The organism is Labrenzia sp. R5_0 (assembly GCF_017743835.1).
GTDB lineage: Bacteria > Pseudomonadota > Alphaproteobacteria > Rhizobiales > Stappiaceae > Roseibium > Roseibium algicola.
The window spans coordinates 225,318-242,604 of the sequence record NZ_JAGHRK010000007.1 but is presented as its reverse complement, the minus strand read 5'-3'; the positions used below and the strand labels follow the sequence as shown (position 1 = coordinate 242,604).

The window sequence follows — 17,287 nt, the reverse complement described above, 5'->3', positions numbered from 1 at the left end:
GCGGGGCCTTCAAGAAACAAACACGTCAATCCGGACCCGACTCGTGCCGCGAGGAACTTGATGACTGCACTTGCCAGCGCAAAGGACACCGAAATGGTGGAAAACAAACAAAGCGCCAGCCCGAACCGGGTGATCGATATCGAGAACCTCTCGCTGACATTCGAGACGAACGACGGCCCGGTTCACGCGCTTTCAGACATCGATCTGAAGATCGAAGAGGGAGACTTCGTTTCCTTCATCGGTCCGTCGGGTTGCGGCAAGACCACATTGCTCAGGGTTATCGCCGATCTTGAAAAGCCGACGGCGGGGTCCATCACGGTCAATGGTGTCTCTCCGGAACAAGCACGTCTCAATCGGGCCTATGGCTATGTCTTTCAGGCTGCCGCCCTTTATCCCTGGCGAACGATTGCCAAGAATGTGGCATTGCCTCTTGAGATCATGGGGCTTTCAAAGGCCGAGCAGCAAAAGCGGATTTCCCGAAACATGGAGCTGGTGAACCTCACCGGCTTCGAAAAGAAGTATCCCTGGCAGCTTTCAGGCGGCATGCAGCAGCGCGCGTCGATCGCCCGCGCCCTCGCCGTCGAGCCGGATCTGCTCCTGATGGACGAACCCTTCGGTGCGCTCGACGAAATCGTCCGTGACCATCTCAACGAACAATTGCTGCAGCTTTGGGCCAAGACCAACAAGACCGTTGTCTTCGTAACTCACTCGATCCCGGAAGCGGTGTTCCTGTCGACCAAGATCGTCGTACTGTGCCCGCGCCCGGGCCGTATCTACGACGTGATCGAAAGCGATCTGCCACGCGATCGCAGTCTCGATATTCGCGAGACACCGGAGTTCCTGAAAATCGCCCACCGGGTACGGGATGGCTTGAAGGCAGGACACTCCTATGAAGACTAAATCGCATCGACCTGCGACATTTGTTGATGTCGACCCTGCCGTGGAAATCCAGGCCCTTGATGGTCGTGCGACCAGGGTTTGGCAGCGCATTTTTGCGATTGCGGGAAAGGCGTGGATACATGACTGACGCCTCTCTTTCGCAGACCCGTAGCACGAACCCATTTGCCGGTCTGATGTCTGGAACGGTCGGTCCGGTCACCGTCGTCGTATTGGCGATCATAGCGCTCTGGTATGTCGCCGCAGTCGCACTTAACACCCCATTCCAGCAAGACATGTATGAGCGCGCCGGACAAAATGATGTCGGGTTCTCTCAACTGGTCACCGATACGCTTTACCAGGAGCGCCCGGTCCTGCCTGCGCCGCACCAGGTAATTGTTGAAATCTGGGACACGACGGTAAACAAGAAGATCACCTCCAAGCGGTCGCTGGTCTATCATACGGGCATCACACTCTCTTCGACGCTTCTCGGGTTTCTGATCGGCACGACACTCGGCATTCTTCTGGCAATTGGCATCGTTCATTCGCGTGTTCTCGACAAATCGTTGATGCCGTGGGTCATTTCCTCGCAAACCATTCCCATTCTGGCCATCGCGCCGATGATCATCGTCGTTCTCAACGCCGTCGGGATCTCAGGTTTGCTGCCCAAAGCCATGATCTCCACCTACCTTTCCTTCTTCCCGGTCACGGTCGGCATGGTGAAGGGGCTGAGATCACCTGAAGTCATTCACATGGACCTGATGCACACCTATTCGGCGACACGCTTCCAGGCTTTCTGGAAACTGCGCCTGCCCTATGCAGTGCCCTACCTTTTCACATCGATGAAAATCGGCATGGCTGCCTCTCTCGTTGGAGCGATCGTCGGTGAACTGCCGACCGGTGCCGTGGCCGGTCTCGGCGCGCGTTTGCTTGCCGGCTCCTACTACGGGCAGACTGTCCAAATCTGGTCGGCACTTCTGATGGCCGCCTTTTTGGCAGGCTCCCTGGTTGCCCTGATAGGCATGATCGAGAAGCGCACGCTGAAACGCATGGGGATGGCCGGATGAGCACCATGACCGCAAAAAAGAGCCGCCTCGATATGCCGGCGCTGTTGGCCTGGTTCATCGTAGCCATGGTGGTAGTTGGCCTGTTCAGTCCGATCTTCGGACCGGACTACGGCATCATGGATGTTCCGCGTCTTGCCCTTTGCCTGGTCATCCTGGCAATCGCCGGTGTGCGCTACGAACTAGGCTTCATGCGCAACCCCTTTGGAGACCTTGTCCTCGGCATCATTACCGCCATCGCTGCCTGGCTGCTGATCTCAACCTCCTCGCACCACGTCGGGCAGGCAACGCTCGGTTTCTGGGCCCTGGTAGCAGCAACCTGGACAGCGGCTTGGCTCTTCGTTGAGCGTCTCGCCACATGGCGCAACCTGTCGCCACTTGCAGCCCGGCTCATCAACCTCGCCATTCCGGCACTCTTTGGCATTACCCTTCTGGTACTGTGGCAAATCGTGGTCACCGGCGCGGGCGTTCCGAAGGTTCTGCTGCCAGCCCCTTCCGAAATATGGGTGCGCCTGACCAATTCCGGACCAACATTGTGGGCTGACTTTCGCCAGACTTTCCTGAAAGCCGTTCTGGCCGGTTACGCCATCGGCTGTGGTTCGGCGTTCATCACTGCCATTCTGGTGGACCGGGTGCCGTTCCTTCGCCGCGGCCTGCTGCCGATCGGCAATCTGGTGTCTGCACTGCCGATCATCGGTGTCGCCCCCATCATGGTGATGTGGTTCGGCTTCGACTGGCCGTCCAAGGCAGCGGTCGTGATCATCATGACCTTCTTCCCGATGCTGGTGAACACGGTATCCGGCCTTGCCGCGTCTGATGCCATGCAACGCGACCTGATGCGCACCTACGCCTCCAACTACTGGCAGACGCTTTTCAAGCTGCGTCTGCCGATGGCCATGCCCTTCATCTTCAATGCGCTGAAGATCAATTCGACGCTTGCCCTGATTGGTGCCATCGTCGCGGAATTTTTCGGCACACCAATCGTCGGAATGGGTTTCCGCATCTCCACGGAAGTCGGCCGCATGAATGTCGATATGGTCTGGGCCGAGATTGCCGTCGCTGCCCTCGCCGGATCGCTGTTCTACGGCCTCGTCGCGCTCCTGGAACGCGCCGTCACCTTCTGGCATCCGTCCGTCAGGGGGTGATTTGCCTCTCCACTTGTCATCCCGGATATGCCAAAAGGCATCATCCGGATGACAAGCAGACAGGATGTTTCCACTCCATGACTCCCAGCCGCGACATTTCCCGCCTTATCGAAATCATGGCAGCGCTCAGAAAACCTGTGACCGGCTGTCCCTGGGATCTGGAACAGACGTTCGCGACCATCGCGCCCTATACGCTGGAAGAGGCCTACGAAGTCGCGGACGCCATTGCCAAGAACGATCTGGTGGAACTGCGCGAGGAGCTCGGCGATCTGTTGCTTCAGGTCGTCTACCATGCACGCATGGCTGAAGAAGACGACCACTTCGACTTTGGCGATGTGGTCGAAGCAATCACCAAAAAACTGATCCGCAGGCACCCGCATGTTTTCGGTGACGAAAACGGAGAAAAACCTGAACTGGTCAAAGGTATCTGGGAACGGATCAAGGCTGAAGAGCGAACGGAAAAGCGAGCCGCCAGGGAAGCGCTCGGCATGGAAGAAGAGCAAAAGGGCTTTCTCGACGACGTCCCGACCGCCTTCCCGGCCCTTCAGGAAGCCGAAAAGCTGCAGCGACGGGCTTCAAGGGTTGGTTTTGACTGGAACGATGCCAGACTGGTTCTGGACAAGATCAGAGAAGAAACCCACGAACTCGACGAGGAACTCGCCAAATCCGCTCCGGACAAAGACCGGATCTCCGACGAACTCGGCGACACGTTGTTCGCGCTTGCAAACCTCGCCCGGCATCTGGACATCGATCCGGAAGAATCTCTCAGGCGCACAAACCGGAAATTCCGCAAGCGTTTTGCAGCCATTGAAGCTCACGCAGTGAAAGCGGACACGACACTTGAAGCGATGACGCTGGATGAGATGGAAGCAGCCTGGCAGGCAGCGAAAAACAAATAGTTCCCCCTGCTCGGCTCGTTCCGGCTTTTTATCTGATTAACTAAAGATAAGCGGCATAAAGCTCGCGAAACGGGCCACGTTGCTTGTCGGAAACGCGCACTTCCGCTGTTACGAAATCTTCGGCATCGGTGCGTTCCAGCACCTCTGCCATCTGATAAAGTTTCGCCAGCAAAGCGCCATCGGCAACGGGGATCTTCACAGTCAGGATGTCGTCGTGCTGCGCCATGAAAGCATCGACACGGGCATAAAGCTGCTCGATCCCTTCGCCGGTCAGCGCGGAAAGGGCAATCGGCCCCTCTTCACCGGCATCTTCCAGCAACTTTTCGCGGTAGACCGGATCAAGGCAGTCGATCTTGTTCCAGACTTCGATGATCGGCGCTCCTGTCAACGCATCAACCCCGAGATCCGTTAGCGTCTTCTTGACGTCTTCTGCCTGCGCTTCGGTGTCCGGATGCGAAATGTCCCGCACATGCAGAATGAGATCCGCTTCAAGCACCTCTTCCAGCGTCGCCCTGAATGCGGCGACCAGATGGGTCGGAAGATCGGAGATGAACCCCACCGTATCCGACAGGATGACTTCCTTACCATGCGGCAAGGCTACCTTGCGCAGGGTAGGATCAAGCGTCGCAAACAGAAGATCCTTGGCAAAAACGTCAGATTCTGTCATCCGATTGAAAAGCGTCGATTTACCGGCATTGGTATAACCGACCAGCGCGACCACCGGTTGCGGGATTTTCTTGCGTTTCTTGCGGTGCAGGTCACGCGTCCGGCGAACCTGTTCCAGCTGTTTCTGCAACGCAATGATCCGGTCCTGAATCTGGCGCCGGTCGGCCTCGATCTGGGTTTCACCCGGACCACCCATGAAACCTGCGCCGCCGCGCTGGCGCTCGAGGTGGGTCCAGGAGCGGACGAGACGGCTCTTCTGCCAGGTCAGATGCGCCAGATCGACCTGAAGCCGACCTTCCTTGGTGCGGGCCCTGTCGCCGAAGATCTCCAGGATAAGACCGGTGCGGTCGATGACCTTGGTCTTCAGCCGGCGTTCAAGGTTTCGCTGCTGAACCGGGGTGAGTGGATGATCTATGACAACGAGATCCAGGTCCTCGCTTGCAACGATCCCGGCAAGCTCGGCAACCTTGCCATCGCCAAACAGGGTCGCAGGCTTGGGATTGTTGACCCGGACAACGCCGGAATGCGCGATATTGAGATTGATGGCAGCACTCAGGCCGAGGGCTTCTTCCAGCCGCGCTTCCGGGCTGCGATTGCCGCGAAGTTCTGCCTGCGCGGACTCGCCACGCAATTGCAGAACCGGCTCCAGAATCATCGCACGGAAGGGCTGGGGCAGACGGTCTACCCCAGTATCTTTCAACCTTAGAGATTTCTGGCCAGGTTCCTCGGAACCGTTGGATTTAGAAAAATCGTCTGCGCGAGACTTCGGTTTCAATCAGCTTGCCTTTTCAGCGTTTTCCTCAGCCTGATCGAACAGTTGAACAGGTCCGTTTGGCATAATTGTGGAAATCGCGTGTTTGTAAACCAGCTGGGAATGCCCATCACGACGCAGCAGAACGCAGAAGTTGTCGAACCATGTCACGACACCCTGCAATTTCACACCGTTGATCAGAAAAATCGTCAGAGGAGTTTTTTGCTTGCGAACGTGATTAAGAAAAGTGTCTTGGAGATTTTGTGCGCGCTCAGCCATCAGTCTTTTTATCCTATTTGCCCCGGATGCGGCCGAGCATCCGGCGTTTCAGCAGCCTACCGTCAAAAGCCGTTCAGTATCAATGACTAATGTTTGACGCACCGCCCGCTTTTCGTATAGCCCACCAGTCAAGACCGTCTGCCTCGGTCTAAAATAGTTTCGTACTTTCGACCCAATAAGGCCAATCGAATCATACCGCCTGCAAATCAGTAGCAGTATGGAACAATTCGCGCAATCGGGTTGCCACCGATCCAGGATGACCGTTTCCGATAATCCTGCCGTCCAAACGTGTCACAGGCATCACGACAGTCGTCGCTGCCGTGACGAATGCTTCCTTCGCATCGAAAGCTTCCTCAAGGCTAAACGGTCTTTCCTCAAACGTCAGCCCTTCCTTTTGGACGAGATCGAGAACCACGGCGCGTGTGATACCGCGCAGGATCCCGCTCTCGGCCGGCCGGGTGACCAAAACGCCTTCCTTGGTAACGATCCAGGCGTTGGTCGATCCGCCTTCGGTGACATTGCCGTCGGCATCCACATACCAGGCTTCCTTGCCGCCCTGTTCCTTGGCGTTCTGTTTCGCCAGCACGTTCGGCAAAAGCGCAACGGTCTTGATATCAACGCGCGGCCAACGGTTTTCCGGATAACTGAACACCGAGATACCCTGTTCGGCCTGTGCCTTGGCGGCAGTCGGGCTGGACGAACGGGCGGTCACCACGATCGACGGCGCAACATGCGCCGGCGGGAAGAAGTGATCGCGCTTGGAAACACCGCGCGTCACCTGAATATAAACCAGTCCGTTGCGAACCAGATTCCGACGGACTACCTGATGCAGCACGAATTCCACGGGGTTGCGAGCCATTGGCCAGTCTATGCGCAGCTCACTCAAGGACCGGCCAAGGCGGTCCAGATGGCGCGGAACGTCGACGATCTTGCCCTGCCAGACTTCACAGACTTCATAAACGCCATCGGCGAACTGATAACCGCGGTCTTCAACATGCACCGCAGCATCGGCATGACGCACATACTGGCCGTTGACATAGGCAATCCGGCTCATGGTTCCTCCAGAACAGGACGGTTCGAAACGAACCGATTGGTATTTTTGAAAGTTTTGACCTTTCGGTCAGACAAAAGCAAGGCCAGAAAGAAGCCACTCAGCCTTAAAAGAAGTCAAGGCTGACACGGAACATCTGTTCTACCTGGCGCACGCGGTTCGCAACCGCGAAGATCACGATACGGTCTTGCGCCTGAATCTGCAGGTCACCATTAGGCGTAAGCACCTCACCGCCGCGGAAAACCGCACCAATGCGGATACCGGACGGCAGATCGATAACCCTAAGCGGCTTGCCGACCAGCGGCGACGTATCAAGTGCTTCTGCCTCGACAATTTCCGCAGCCCCGTTCTGAAGCGAATGAACGCCGCGGATACGACCACGTCGGACGTGCTGGAGAATGCGAGAGATTGTAACGGCGCGCGGGTTGATAAACGCATCAATCCCCAGCGCATTGGCAAAAGCCGGGTAACTCGGATTGTTCAACAGCGACAAGGAGCGTTTGCAGCCAAGCTTCTTCGCCATGACGGAAGACAGAATGTTGACTTCATCCTCGTTGGTGAGAGCCACCATGGTATCAGCATCGCCGGCATCGGCTTCATTCAGGATCGTCTGATCCAGCGCGCTGCCATGCAGGATAACCGATCGCTTCAGCTCATCGGCAACAGCCATCGCCCGCTCACGGGAGGCTTCGATAAGCTTGATCTTCGTTCCGGACTGACGCTGTTCAAGTGCCTTGGCGACATAGAGCCCGATGTTGCCACCACCGCAAATCACGACACGGGCCGCTTCCGGTTCCTCGTGTCCGAAAATGCTCAGCGTTCTGCGAACCTGGTCGCGGCGGGCAACCACATAGGCAAGATCACCCGTCAGAATGGAATCGCTGCTCTTGGGGACAAACAGCCTGTTGTTGCGATAAAGGCCGACGACAACGGCCCCAAGGTCCGGGAAGAGTTCGGTAAGCTGGCGCAAGGGAGTGTCCACCACCGGGCAGTCCTCCTCGCACATGATCCCGACGACAACAACCTGGTCGTCGGCAAACCGGACAGTCTCGACAGCGCCTGGAAGCGCCAGACGGCGCAGTACCATCTCGCCAACTTCGATTTCTGGCGAGATGATCACGTCGATCGGCATGTGGTCGCGCGAAAAGAGATTGCGCCAGCGCCCCTGCAAATAGGATTGCGCCCGGATACGGGCGACCTTCGTGGGAACGTTGAAGAGCGAATGCGCCACCTGACAGGCCACCATGTTGACCTCGTCATAAAGCGTGACGGCAACAATCATGTCGGCCTCTTCGGCCCCGGCCTGTGCAAGAACGTCCGGATGCGCGCCATGGCCGACAAAGCCACGCACGTCCAGTTGATCACCAATGGCGTTGATCAGTTGCGGAGAAGAATCGATCACGGACACGTCGTTCTGTTCCGCAGCCAGACGCTCGGCAATGCCGTAGCCCACCTGCCCCGCGCCGCAAATCACGATTTTCATGGAAAGATCCCTTTCCCGCCTTGCCGTTACCTATCGCTTCCCGAAGTGCCTCAGGTCATGCCCAGGGTTTTCAGCTTCCGGTGAAGCGCAGACCGTTCCATACCGACAAATTCGGCAGTCCGCGAGATGTTCCCGTCAAATCTCTTGATTTGAGCTTGAAGATATTCACGCTCGAAGATCTCTCGGGCCTCCCGCAGTGGTACGGACATCAGGTGTTCCCCTGTACCTGACGTGGGCAGGCTCGGCAGAGTTTCTCCGATTTCCGCTGGCAGCAGGTCCGCGGTGATGGTGCTGTCCGGATCGCCGCGACTCAGAATCATCAGACGTTCGACGTTGTTGCGTAGCTGACGCACGTTGCCCGGCCAGTCATGCGTTTGCAGAACCGCCATGGCGTCATCACCGATAGGCCTTTGCGGAATGCCCGAAGCACCGGAAATCTGGTGCATGAAGTGATGCACCAATACCGGAATATCCTCACGCCGCTCGGCAAGGCCGGGCACACGCAGGGGAACCACGCTCAGACGGTGGTAGAGATCCTGCCGGAACAGTCCCGACGCAATGTGTTCCTCGAGATTTTTCGATGTCGAGGACAGGATACGAATGTCGACCTGAACCTTCTGAGTGCCGCCAACACGGGCGAAGCTCTGCTCAACGAGAACCCGCAGGATTTTCCCCTGGGTCTCGGCGGGCATGTCGGCAACTTCGTCGAGGTAAAGCGTACCGCCATGCGCTTCTTCCAGCGCACCAATCTTGCGCAGATTGCCGTTCTCATCCTCGATGCCGAAAAGTTCTTCTTCCATCCGCGACGGCGTGATGGTTGCAGCGTTCAGCACAACGAACGGGCTTTTGGCACGCGGCGACATGTCGTGGATCATCCGGGCAGCACGCTCCTTGCCCGCACCGGAAGGACCGACGATCAGGATACGACTGTTCGTTCCCGCAATCTTCTGGATGGTTTGCCGAAGGTTGTGAGCTGCCGAGGAGTTGCCAATGATTTCGCTGGTTTCGCCGCTGCGCTGCTTCAGATCGCGGATTTCACGTTTCAGGCTGGAAGCTTCCAGGGCGCGCTCGACGATATGAACCAGCCGGTCTGCCTTGAACGGCTTTTCGATGTAATCGTAGGCCCCGCGCTTGATGGCAGAGACCGCTGTTTCAATGTTGCCGTGACCTGAGATGATCACGACCGGCATTTCAGGATCCGTTTCACGGAAGATATCGAGCAGGGCAAGGCCGTCGAGGCGGCTTCCCATCAACCAGATATCCAAAATGACCAGCGAAGGCTTGCGCTCCTTCACTGCAGCCAGGGCGCTGTCTGAATCGTGCGCGGTCCGCGTTCCATAACCGTCATCATCCAGGATGCCGGCAATCATTTCGCGAATATCGGTTTCGTCGTCTACGACAAGAATATCATGCGCCATGGGCAGTCACAGTCTGGTTTTGCAGGTCGGTCTCCGGCTCGATCTCGGCATGTGCTGCCAATGTCAGTCGAACGAGCGTGCCCGTGTCCTCTGGGTTGGTTTTTGGGGCGTCGAGCAATTCGATGCCACCGCCGTGGTCTTCCAGGATCTTGCGGACGATGGCAAGGCCAAGGCCCGTCCCCTTCTCCCGGGTTGTCATATAGGGTTCCAAAAGCCGGCTGCGATTTTCTTCCGGCAGCCCGATGCCATTGTCGATGACATCAATAACGATCCGGCCGCTGCCGTCTTCCAGTTCACCGCGCAAATGCACGGTCACCTTGCCTTTGGGCAAATCGTCTCCGATACGCGCACTCACCGCCTCCGCAGCATTCTTGACCACATTGGTCAGAGCCTGGCCAACCAGACGCGCGTCAAAGACAGCCGTTACCGGATTGGACGGAACATCCGCGGTAACACTGATTTCCGGATTTGCCACCGACTGCATGAACGCCGCATCGCGCACAGCCTCGCGCAGATCTCCAGATGTCTTCGTTGGCTTGCGCATGCGGGCGAAGGACGAGAACTCGTCCACCATCTGGCCGATATCGCCCACCTGCCGAACAATGGTGTCGATGCATTGATCGAAGACTTCCCGGTCCTCCTCGATGCGTTTGCCGTAGCGGCGGCGTATGCGTTCTGCCGAGAGCTGGATCGGTGTCAGCGGATTCTTGATCTCATGCGCGATGCGCCGGGCAACATCCGCCCAGGCCGAATTGCGCTGTGCCGAAACCAGATCTGTAATGTCATCCAGCGTCACCACAAAACCATGTTCGCGCCGGGTAGACTGCTCCCTCGTTATACGCACGTTGATCGTACGCAGGCGTCCGCCCCGCGTGATCTCGATCTGCGTTTCCGGAACCCTGTCACTGTCATTCTTCAAGACATCGGAAATGCAGTCGTTCAGCTCAGGAACCACCTCGATCAGAGACTTGTTCAGGATCTGCACTTCATCCAGCTGCAGCAATTCCAGGGCGGAGCGGTTGATCAGCATGATCGAGGCTTCATCGTCAACGCCAATGACGCCGGTGGACACTCCGGAAAGAACGGCTTCGTTGAAGCGGCGGCGGCGGTCGATCTGCTCGTTCGCCGCCAGAAGCGCATCACGCTGCCCGAGAAGCTGACCGGTCATCTTGTTGAAGGTTTCGCCCAGGTTGGCGAGGTCACCACCGGATTTCTCGGTCGGAACCTTGACGACGAGATTGCCTTTGGACACCTCGTCGGCTGCCGAAATCAACGTTCGGATCGGCGAAACAAGTCGATTGGCAAACCCGAAACCTATCCAGATCGCCGACAAGAGCAACACCAGCGCAACGCCGAGATAGACCAGAGCAAAGGCCACCTGGACGCCAAAGCGGCTATTCTCCATCTGCTGGTATTGCGAAGCACCCGTCTCGGCAAGACGCAGATATTCGACAACGCGCGGATCTATGGCGCGAACGGCATAAAGATAGAAATTGTCATAGGCGGACAATTTCATGACACCGCCGACCAGGTTGGAACTTCCCGGTGCGATCAGGATCGGATCCCCGGATTTTGCTTTGAAGAAGCTGTCGGCAGGCGGCAGCGGCACTTCCGCGTTGGGATCTATGACGACGCGGGTGACCACCTCGCCGTTTTCGTTCAGGATAAAGGCTGCGAGGATACCGCGAAGGGAAACCTGCGTTGCAAAGAACTGATCGAAACGGGTCGGCTCGAATTCATAAACCGCCTTTGCCCGGTCGATATCGTTGGTCATGGCGATCAGGTCGCCGCGCAGAACCCTGGCGTGTTCCTGAAGATAGGCCTGAGCAACGGTCAGGGCGTTGTCGATAATCTGACGCGTCCGGTCCTCGAACCAGCGATCAAGGCCGCGGTCCAATGTAATCGCCGCCAGAATCGCCATGAGAACGGCCGGTACAGCAGCAACCACACTGAACAGAGCCACGACCCTCACGTGAAGGCGAGCAGCAGCCCGTCCACGCCGCCGCGCTTGCCACAACTTCAGGATCTCGAAGGCGATGACACCCACGAGAATTGCCGCGAGCGCACCATTTATGGTCATTGCGACCATGATGACTTCCCGCGTGGGATCGATGGACGTCAGCCCCATCAGGATAACGAAGGTGACACCGATGGAAACGAGGGCAAGCAGGATGATCGCAAGACCCACACGCCGCCAGAATTTGCCTGCGGCGCTGGATTGAGCGACGGGTTCTTGTACTGCTTCCAGTATCATTCGGTCTCTTTTGATTTCAGCTCGCCAAACGCGGACTGTCTTGATGTATTTGCGGCAAACTTATCACACAATGTTGCGAAATTGCGACAGACCAGAAGAGGCGCAGAAAATTTGCGGTGGACAGGTGATCACTTTATCGCACACTGCTGAATTCGTTATTCTTTTTTGCAGCATTCACAAAATGACTGCCCCGTCTGTAATTGGAATTTTCCTTCAGATGACCCAATGAAACCAGGCTTATATTGAGGGCGAAATTATCTCCTCGTGGTTTCCCACCCCGTGAATCACAAGACCACTCGTCACGACAACCTGCAACTGGAACAAAAAAGCGGCCAGACCTTTCGGCCTGACCGCATCAATTTGCCGCCCTGTCCTGAAAAGACTATCGGGTAGACCGCATCACCTGGATGTCGAGATCCCGGATCTTCTTGCGCAGTGTGTTCCGGTTGACACCGAGAAGCTCTGCCGCCTTGATCTGGTTACCACGCGTCGCCGCCAATGCTGCGCTGATCAGAGGGTACTCCACCTCCCTCAGGATGCGGTGATAGAGGCCGGGAGGCGGCAAGGCATCGCCGAACGTGTCGAAATAGCCGGAAAGATAACGCTCGACCGACCCACCGAGATTGACGGTCTCCTGGGATTCCTCTTCCATCGGCGAGACCGAAGGCTGACTCAACTCCTGCTCCAGCAGGTTTTCGCTGATCACGTCCTGCGGATACAGCGCAGCCAAACGACGAACGAGGTTCTCCAGTTCGCGCACGTTTCCAGGCCAGCGATACCGGCGCAGAAGATTGAGCGCTCCCTGGTCGATCTGCTTTGCCGGCAGCCCCTCTTTTTCAACGAGCGTAAAGAAGTGCCTCACCAGATCGGGAATGTCCTCCACGCGCTCGCGCAACGGTGGCAGGCGGATTGGAACCACATTCAGCCGGAAATAAAGGTCTTCGCGGAAAAGGCCCTGGTTGATCAGGTGCCGCAAATCCTTATTGGTGGCAGCAATGATCCTGACGTCCGTCTTGATCGGAGTGCGACCACCGACAGTGGTGTATTCGCCCTGCTGCAAGACGCGCAGCAACCTGGTTTGAGCTTCCATCGGCATGTCGCCGATTTCGTCCAGAAACAATGTGCCGCCATCTGCCTGTTCAAACCGACCGGAGCTGCGGTTCTGTGCTCCGGTAAAGGCACCCTTCTCGTGACCGAACAACTCGGCTTCGATGAGGTCTCGTGGAATGGCCGCCATGTTGATGGCAACAAACGGTCCGTTACGCCGCTTGCCGTAATCATGAAGCGCCCTTGCGACAAGTTCCTTGCCGGTACCGGATTCGCCGTTGATCATCACCGTCAGATCGGTCTGCATCAGCCGTGCAAGAACCCGGTAGATCTCCTGCATGGCGGGAGACCGCCCCACAAGTGGCATGCCCTCGCCCGCATCATCAAGATCGACAGCCGGCCGCTTCTTCGGTTCTTCCAGAGCGCGCTGAACAATACTGGTCAGCTCCTTGAGGTCGAACGGCTTGGGCAGATATTCATACGCCCCCTTCTCCGAGGCCTTTATGGCCGTCATGAAGGTGTTCTGTGCGCTCATGACCAGAACCGGCAACTCCGGCCGCATCTTTTTCATGCGTGGCAGCACGTCGAAGATATTTTCGTCCGGCATGACCACGTCGGTGATCACAAGATCGCCATCGCCGGATGAGACCCATCTCCAGAGCGTTGAGGCGTTGGAAGTCAGCCGCACCGTATAACCTGCCCTGGACAGGGCCTGGTTGAGAACTGTGCGGATGGCTGCGTCGTCGTCTGCAACTAAAATCGTGCCCGTCGGCATGGTTACTCGGTTCCTCTGCTGGTCCGGTCGGACGAAGCTGTGCTGTCACCCGTGAACGCGGGCATCAGAATGCGGAAAACTGTCTTCTGGCGTTGGCTGTCACATTCGATGACACCGCCGTGGTCACCAATGATCTTGGCAACGAGTGCCAGACCAAGGCCTGAGCCATTGGTCTTTGTCGTGATAAACGGCTCAAACAGATGCGGAAGAAGGTCTTCCGGAACGCCCGGTCCATTGTCCTGAACACAGAACTCCAGCGGCAGGCTGACCTTTTCGTCGGTACCGGGAACAGACAGCCGCACACCGGGCCGAAACGCCGTCGAAACGCGAATTTCACCATCGGGATCATCGCCAATCGCTTCGCTGGCATTCTTGATCAGGTTCAGGAAAACCTGAATCAGCTGATCCTTGTTGGCATAAACCGGAGGCAACGACGGATCATAAATCTCCACAATGCGTTTGCCGCGGGCAAAGCCGGAATCCGACAAGCGCTTCACGTGGTCCAGAACCACGTGGATATTGACCGGCTCTCTTTCGATCGGTCGTTCGTCCGAAAATACTTCCATCCGGTCGACCAGCTTCACGATCCTGTCGGTCTCATCCATGATCAGACGTGTCAGCGCCCGGTCTTCGGCTGGCACCGACTGCTCTATAAGCTGGGCGGCTCCGCGAATTCCTGACAGCGGATTCTTGATCTCATGCGCCAACATGGCAGCTAGTCCCGTCACGGTACGGGCCGCTCCACGGGACGTCAGCTGCCGGTCGATCTTTTCCGCCATGGTGCGTTCCTGGAACATCAACACCACAGCCCCCGGCCGCTCCGATACCGGCGCAGCGTTGATATCGACCACCTTCGGAGCTCCGATACGCGGAGAACCGATGTCGACCTTGTATTCGTTGACCGGCGCGCTGCGTTCACGCACCTGCTCAATCAGGGTCAGCAAGGGGCTCCCGAAAGGAACAAAGTCACTGATTGGATGACGACGGAGCACCGATACACTGGACCGCATGAAAATTTCCGCGGCCATGTTGGCGGACTCAATCACGCCGTCCGGCGCAACCAAAAGCACCGGGTGTGGCAAGGCATCCAGTATAGTCGGCCCGTCACTGGCAAGCGCGGCCGTACGGCCTGTCTGAGACATGATGTCCTTCAAGCTGCTGTCCGTTTGTTCGAGGAAGAAAGCCAGTCGCTTGCGAGGCGGATAACCTCCGACGGCTGATTGGAAGTCATAAGGATCTTGCGGACAGATCCAGGGATGTCGTCCGCGCCAGCAGACGTTGTCTCGTCCAGATACCAACCGAGATGCTTGCGCGCGATGCGAACACCCTGCCGCTCACCGTAGTGGCTGAGGATGGCCTCGTAGTGCTCCGCCACTAACTCCGCCAGCTCTGTTCCCGTTGGTGCGTCGAGCTGTTCGCCACTTGCCAGAAAATGTCCGATGTGGCCCGGCAACCAGGGACGTCCATATGCGCCCCTGCCGATCATAACGCCGTCCGCGCCGGAAAGCTCAAGCATACGCAAGGCATCTTCAGCACTCTTGCAATCCCCATTGGCAATCAGGGGAACCGAAATAGCGTCCTTGACAGCTGCTATCGCACGCCAGTCGGCCTTGCCCTTGTAGAATTGGCATCGGGTGCGCCCGTGAACGGTGATGAGTTGCACCCCGGCCGCTTCCGCACGTCGGGCCAGCTCCGGTGCATTCAGGTTCTTGTCATCCCAGCCAAGGCGCATCTTCAAAGTGACGGGCACATCGACCGCTGCCACCGTCGCATCAACCAGCGTCAGGGCATGGTCGAGATCCCGCATCAGTGCGGAACCGGAGTATCCGGATGTCACCTTTTTTGCGGGACAGCCCATGTTGATATCGATTACATCGGCACCAAGACCAGCGATAACCTTGGCGGCCTCCCCCATCCAGCGCGCTTCTCGCCCTGCAAGCTGAACGACATGAAGCCCCTTGTCCTGAGCCTCCGCACGCATTTGCGTTTCGGCGTCGCCTTTGACGAAAGATTTGCTCGCAACCATTTCGCTGACGACCATGCCGGCGCCGTATCTGGCAGCCAGCCGGCGGAAAGGGAGATCGGTCACGCCGGACATCGGCGCGAGCACGGCCGGGTTTGCGAGTTGATACCGGCCAATCGTGAGTGTTTTCATAGACGGCGACACAGCGTCTCTTTTCTGCTTATTGACTGTGCAGATTCATAATTGCCTATATTGTAGACAAGTTTCGCAATGCAACAAGTCAAAATTTGCGGTCCGAACAGGTTCCTAGGTAAAGACGGTTCAAAGCTGACGGTTTGATGCAGAGCACGAGGAGCCCGTTAATGACAAAAACCGCTGCCGCCCTTGTCGTTGCCGCAGGGCGTGGCACCCGTCTTGCGGGCTCCGACAATGCGTTACCCAAGCAATACAGGCCAATGGCTGGCCGTCCTGTGCTGAGCCATACACTGGATGCTCTCGGGAATCACCCCCGGATCAACCGTCTCGTAACCGTCATTCATCCTGACGACGTGAACCATTACTCTGAAGCAGCAAAAGCGGCCTCCACTGAAACAGCGTCCAAGATCGGACCGGCAGTCTACGGTGGTGCGACCAGGCAGCAATCGGTCCTGGCAGGATTGAAGGCTCTCGCCCTTGAAGGATTTGATTACGTTTTGATCCACGATGCAGCACGGCCGTTCCTCCCATCTGCCGTGATAGAGAGATTGCTTGAGCAACTACAGGCAGGGAACGAAGGCGTTCTCGCCGCGCTGCCCGTGGCCGACACGTTAAAAAGAGCAGATCAATCGGGTCGTTCGCTGGAAACCGTTGACAGAGCCGGGCTCTGGGCAGCGCAGACGCCACAGGCCTTTCCCTTGCAGCGCATACTCAAGGCGCACGAAAAGGCGGTAGCAGCGGGAAAACTCGATTTTACTGACGACACCGGCCTTGCGGAATGGGACGGGATGACCATTGTCCTGACGGAGGGCGACCCCGCTGCATTCAAGATCACAACTGCCGCCGACCTCCGTCGTGCAGAACAACAGGCCGAGTTACAACTGATGTCGACTACCCCCGCCTCCCCGTTGCCGCTTTCAGAACTTGCCGATGTCAGAACCGGGATCGGATACGACGTTCACGCCTTTGAAGATGGCGATGCCGTCATTTTGGGCGGAGTAGCCATTCCCCACACCAGCAAGCTCAAAGGTCACTCAGACGCGGATGTGGTGCTGCACGCTATTACGGACGCAACGCTTGGTGCCATTGGCGATGGCGATATCGGCCAGCATTTCCCTCCAAGCGACCCGCAGTGGAAAGGGGCCTCTTCTGACCAGTTTCAACTCGACGCCATGCGCCGCCTGTCTGAACGTTGCGGAAGACTGGCGCATGTCGACGTCACCATCGTATGTGAGGATCCGAAGATCGGGCCCCACCGCGAGGCAATTCGCACATCTATTGCCAGGATTTGCGCCGTGCCTGTTTCGAGGATCTCGGTCAAGGCCACGACATCCGAGCGCCTCGGTTTCACAGGCCGCAAGGAAGGTATCGCGGCCCTGGCCAGTGTGACTGTGCGTCTTCCTTTTCAGGACGAGGACTAG

14 protein-coding genes are annotated in these 17,287 nt (G+C 57.4%); 5 read left to right on the top strand and 9 right to left on the bottom strand.

The window, feature by feature from the left end:
• The first annotated feature begins 93 nt into the window (after positions 1 to 93).
• The 4 genes from J7447_RS27740 (at position 94) to mazG (ending at position 3,984) form a co-directional block, all read left to right on the top strand.
• On the top strand, positions 94 to 900 hold the full coding sequence (locus tag J7447_RS27740) for an ABC transporter ATP-binding protein (protein ID WP_209171543.1): 807 nt from the start codon (positions 94 to 96) through the stop codon (positions 898 to 900).
• Between the two features lie 173 nt (positions 901 to 1,073).
• A complete protein-coding gene (locus J7447_RS27735; protein ID WP_156912548.1) occupies positions 1,074 to 1,943 on the top strand; it encodes an ABC transporter permease in 870 nt (289 codons plus the stop codon).
• The gene (locus tag J7447_RS27730) at positions 1,940 to 3,085 is read left to right on the top strand and encodes an ABC transporter permease (RefSeq protein ID WP_286189664.1); all 1,146 of its coding nucleotides are present in this window, start codon (positions 1,940 to 1,942) and stop codon (positions 3,083 to 3,085) included. Before J7447_RS27735 ends, J7447_RS27730 begins: the two co-directional genes overlap by 4 nt.
• Before the next feature lie 77 nt (positions 3,086 to 3,162).
• On the top strand, positions 3,163 to 3,984 hold the full coding sequence (gene mazG, locus J7447_RS27725) for a nucleoside triphosphate pyrophosphohydrolase (RefSeq protein WP_209171526.1): 822 nt from the start codon (positions 3,163 to 3,165) through the stop codon (positions 3,982 to 3,984).
• Positions 3,985 to 4,024: 40 nt separating this feature from the next.
• Here the strand turns inward: mazG and hflX are convergent, their stop codons facing one another.
• From hflX to dusB, 9 genes are all read right to left on the bottom strand, one after another.
• Positions 4,025 to 5,305, bottom strand: a complete 1,281-nt coding sequence (gene hflX, locus J7447_RS27720; RefSeq protein WP_209171541.1) for a GTPase HflX — start codon at positions 5,303 to 5,305, stop codon at positions 4,025 to 4,027.
• Between the two features lie 120 nt (positions 5,306 to 5,425).
• A complete protein-coding gene (gene hfq / locus J7447_RS27715; protein ID WP_173006241.1) occupies positions 5,426 to 5,683 on the bottom strand; it encodes an RNA chaperone Hfq in 258 nt (85 codons plus the stop codon).
• Positions 5,684 to 5,870: 187 nt separating this feature from the next.
• Positions 5,871 to 6,734 carry a D-amino-acid transaminase gene (locus tag J7447_RS27710; RefSeq protein ID WP_209171525.1) on the bottom strand — a complete coding sequence of 288 codons (864 nt, stop codon included), beginning with the start codon at positions 6,732 to 6,734 and terminating at the stop codon, positions 5,871 to 5,873.
• Positions 6,735 to 6,837: 103 nt separating this feature from the next.
• Positions 6,838 to 8,214, bottom strand: a complete 1,377-nt coding sequence (gene trkA / locus J7447_RS27705) for a Trk system potassium transporter TrkA (RefSeq protein ID WP_022998587.1) — start codon at positions 8,212 to 8,214, stop codon at positions 6,838 to 6,840.
• 50 nt (positions 8,215 to 8,264) lie between these two features.
• Complete coding sequence (locus J7447_RS27700; RefSeq protein WP_022998586.1) at positions 8,265 to 9,632, bottom strand: sigma-54 dependent transcriptional regulator; 1,368 nt, start codon at positions 9,630 to 9,632, stop codon at positions 8,265 to 8,267.
• Complete coding sequence (locus J7447_RS27695; RefSeq protein ID WP_209171524.1) at positions 9,622 to 11,886, bottom strand: PAS domain-containing sensor histidine kinase; 2,265 nt, start codon at positions 11,884 to 11,886, stop codon at positions 9,622 to 9,624. Before J7447_RS27695 ends, J7447_RS27700 begins: the two co-directional genes overlap by 11 nt.
• Positions 11,887 to 12,268: 382 nt before the next feature.
• The gene (gene ntrC, locus J7447_RS27690; RefSeq protein ID WP_022998584.1) at positions 12,269 to 13,708 is read right to left on the bottom strand and encodes a nitrogen regulation protein NR(I); all 1,440 of its coding nucleotides are present in this window, start codon (positions 13,706 to 13,708) and stop codon (positions 12,269 to 12,271) included.
• A 2-nt stretch (positions 13,709 to 13,710) separates the two neighbouring features.
• Positions 13,711 to 14,850: a nitrogen regulation protein NR(II) gene (locus J7447_RS27685; protein WP_035909465.1), complete on the bottom strand. Its 1,140-nt coding sequence runs from the start codon at positions 14,848 to 14,850 to the stop codon at positions 13,711 to 13,713.
• Positions 14,851 to 14,858: 8 nt separating this feature from the next.
• Positions 14,859 to 15,863: a tRNA dihydrouridine synthase DusB gene (gene dusB, locus J7447_RS27680; protein WP_209171523.1), complete on the bottom strand. Its 1,005-nt coding sequence runs from the start codon at positions 15,861 to 15,863 to the stop codon at positions 14,859 to 14,861.
• A gap of 170 nt (positions 15,864 to 16,033) precedes the next feature.
• Between dusB and J7447_RS27675 the strand changes: the two genes are divergently transcribed.
• On the top strand, positions 16,034 to 17,287 hold the full coding sequence (locus J7447_RS27675; RefSeq protein WP_209171522.1) for a bifunctional 2-C-methyl-D-erythritol 4-phosphate cytidylyltransferase/2-C-methyl-D-erythritol 2,4-cyclodiphosphate synthase: 1,254 nt from the start codon (positions 16,034 to 16,036) through the stop codon (positions 17,285 to 17,287).

Excerpts from the sequence above, each read along its gene's own strand:
- hflX (WP_209171541.1), bottom strand. The coding sequence starts at position 5,305 with ATGATTCTGGAGCCGGTTCTGCAATTGCGTGGCGAGTCCGCGCAGGCA.
- trkA (WP_022998587.1), bottom strand. The coding sequence starts at position 8,214 with ATGAAAATCGTGATTTGCGGCGCGGGGCAGGTGGGCTACGGCATTGCC.
- J7447_RS27710 (WP_209171525.1), bottom strand. The coding sequence starts at position 6,734 with ATGAGCCGGATTGCCTATGTCAACGGCCAGTATGTGCGTCATGCCGAT.
- J7447_RS27695 (WP_209171524.1), bottom strand. The coding sequence starts at position 11,886 with ATGATACTGGAAGCAGTACAAGAACCCGTCGCTCAATCCAGCGCCGCA.
- J7447_RS27735 (WP_156912548.1), top strand. The coding sequence starts at position 1,074 with ATGTCTGGAACGGTCGGTCCGGTCACCGTCGTCGTATTGGCGATCATA.
- J7447_RS27700 (WP_022998586.1), bottom strand. The coding sequence starts at position 9,632 with ATGGCGCATGATATTCTTGTCGTAGACGACGAAACCGATATTCGCGAA.
- dusB (WP_209171523.1), bottom strand. The coding sequence starts at position 15,863 with ATGAAAACACTCACGATTGGCCGGTATCAACTCGCAAACCCGGCCGTG.
- J7447_RS27730 (WP_286189664.1), top strand. The coding sequence starts at position 1,940 with ATGAGCACCATGACCGCAAAAAAGAGCCGCCTCGATATGCCGGCGCTG.
- J7447_RS27740 (WP_209171543.1), top strand. The coding sequence starts at position 94 with ATGGTGGAAAACAAACAAAGCGCCAGCCCGAACCGGGTGATCGATATC.
- J7447_RS27675 (WP_209171522.1), top strand. The coding sequence starts at position 16,034 with ATGACAAAAACCGCTGCCGCCCTTGTCGTTGCCGCAGGGCGTGGCACC.
- ntrC (WP_022998584.1), bottom strand. The coding sequence starts at position 13,708 with ATGCCGACGGGCACGATTTTAGTTGCAGACGACGACGCAGCCATCCGC.
- J7447_RS27685 (WP_035909465.1), bottom strand. The coding sequence starts at position 14,850 with ATGTCTCAGACAGGCCGTACGGCCGCGCTTGCCAGTGACGGGCCGACT.
- mazG (WP_209171526.1), top strand. The coding sequence starts at position 3,163 with ATGACTCCCAGCCGCGACATTTCCCGCCTTATCGAAATCATGGCAGCG.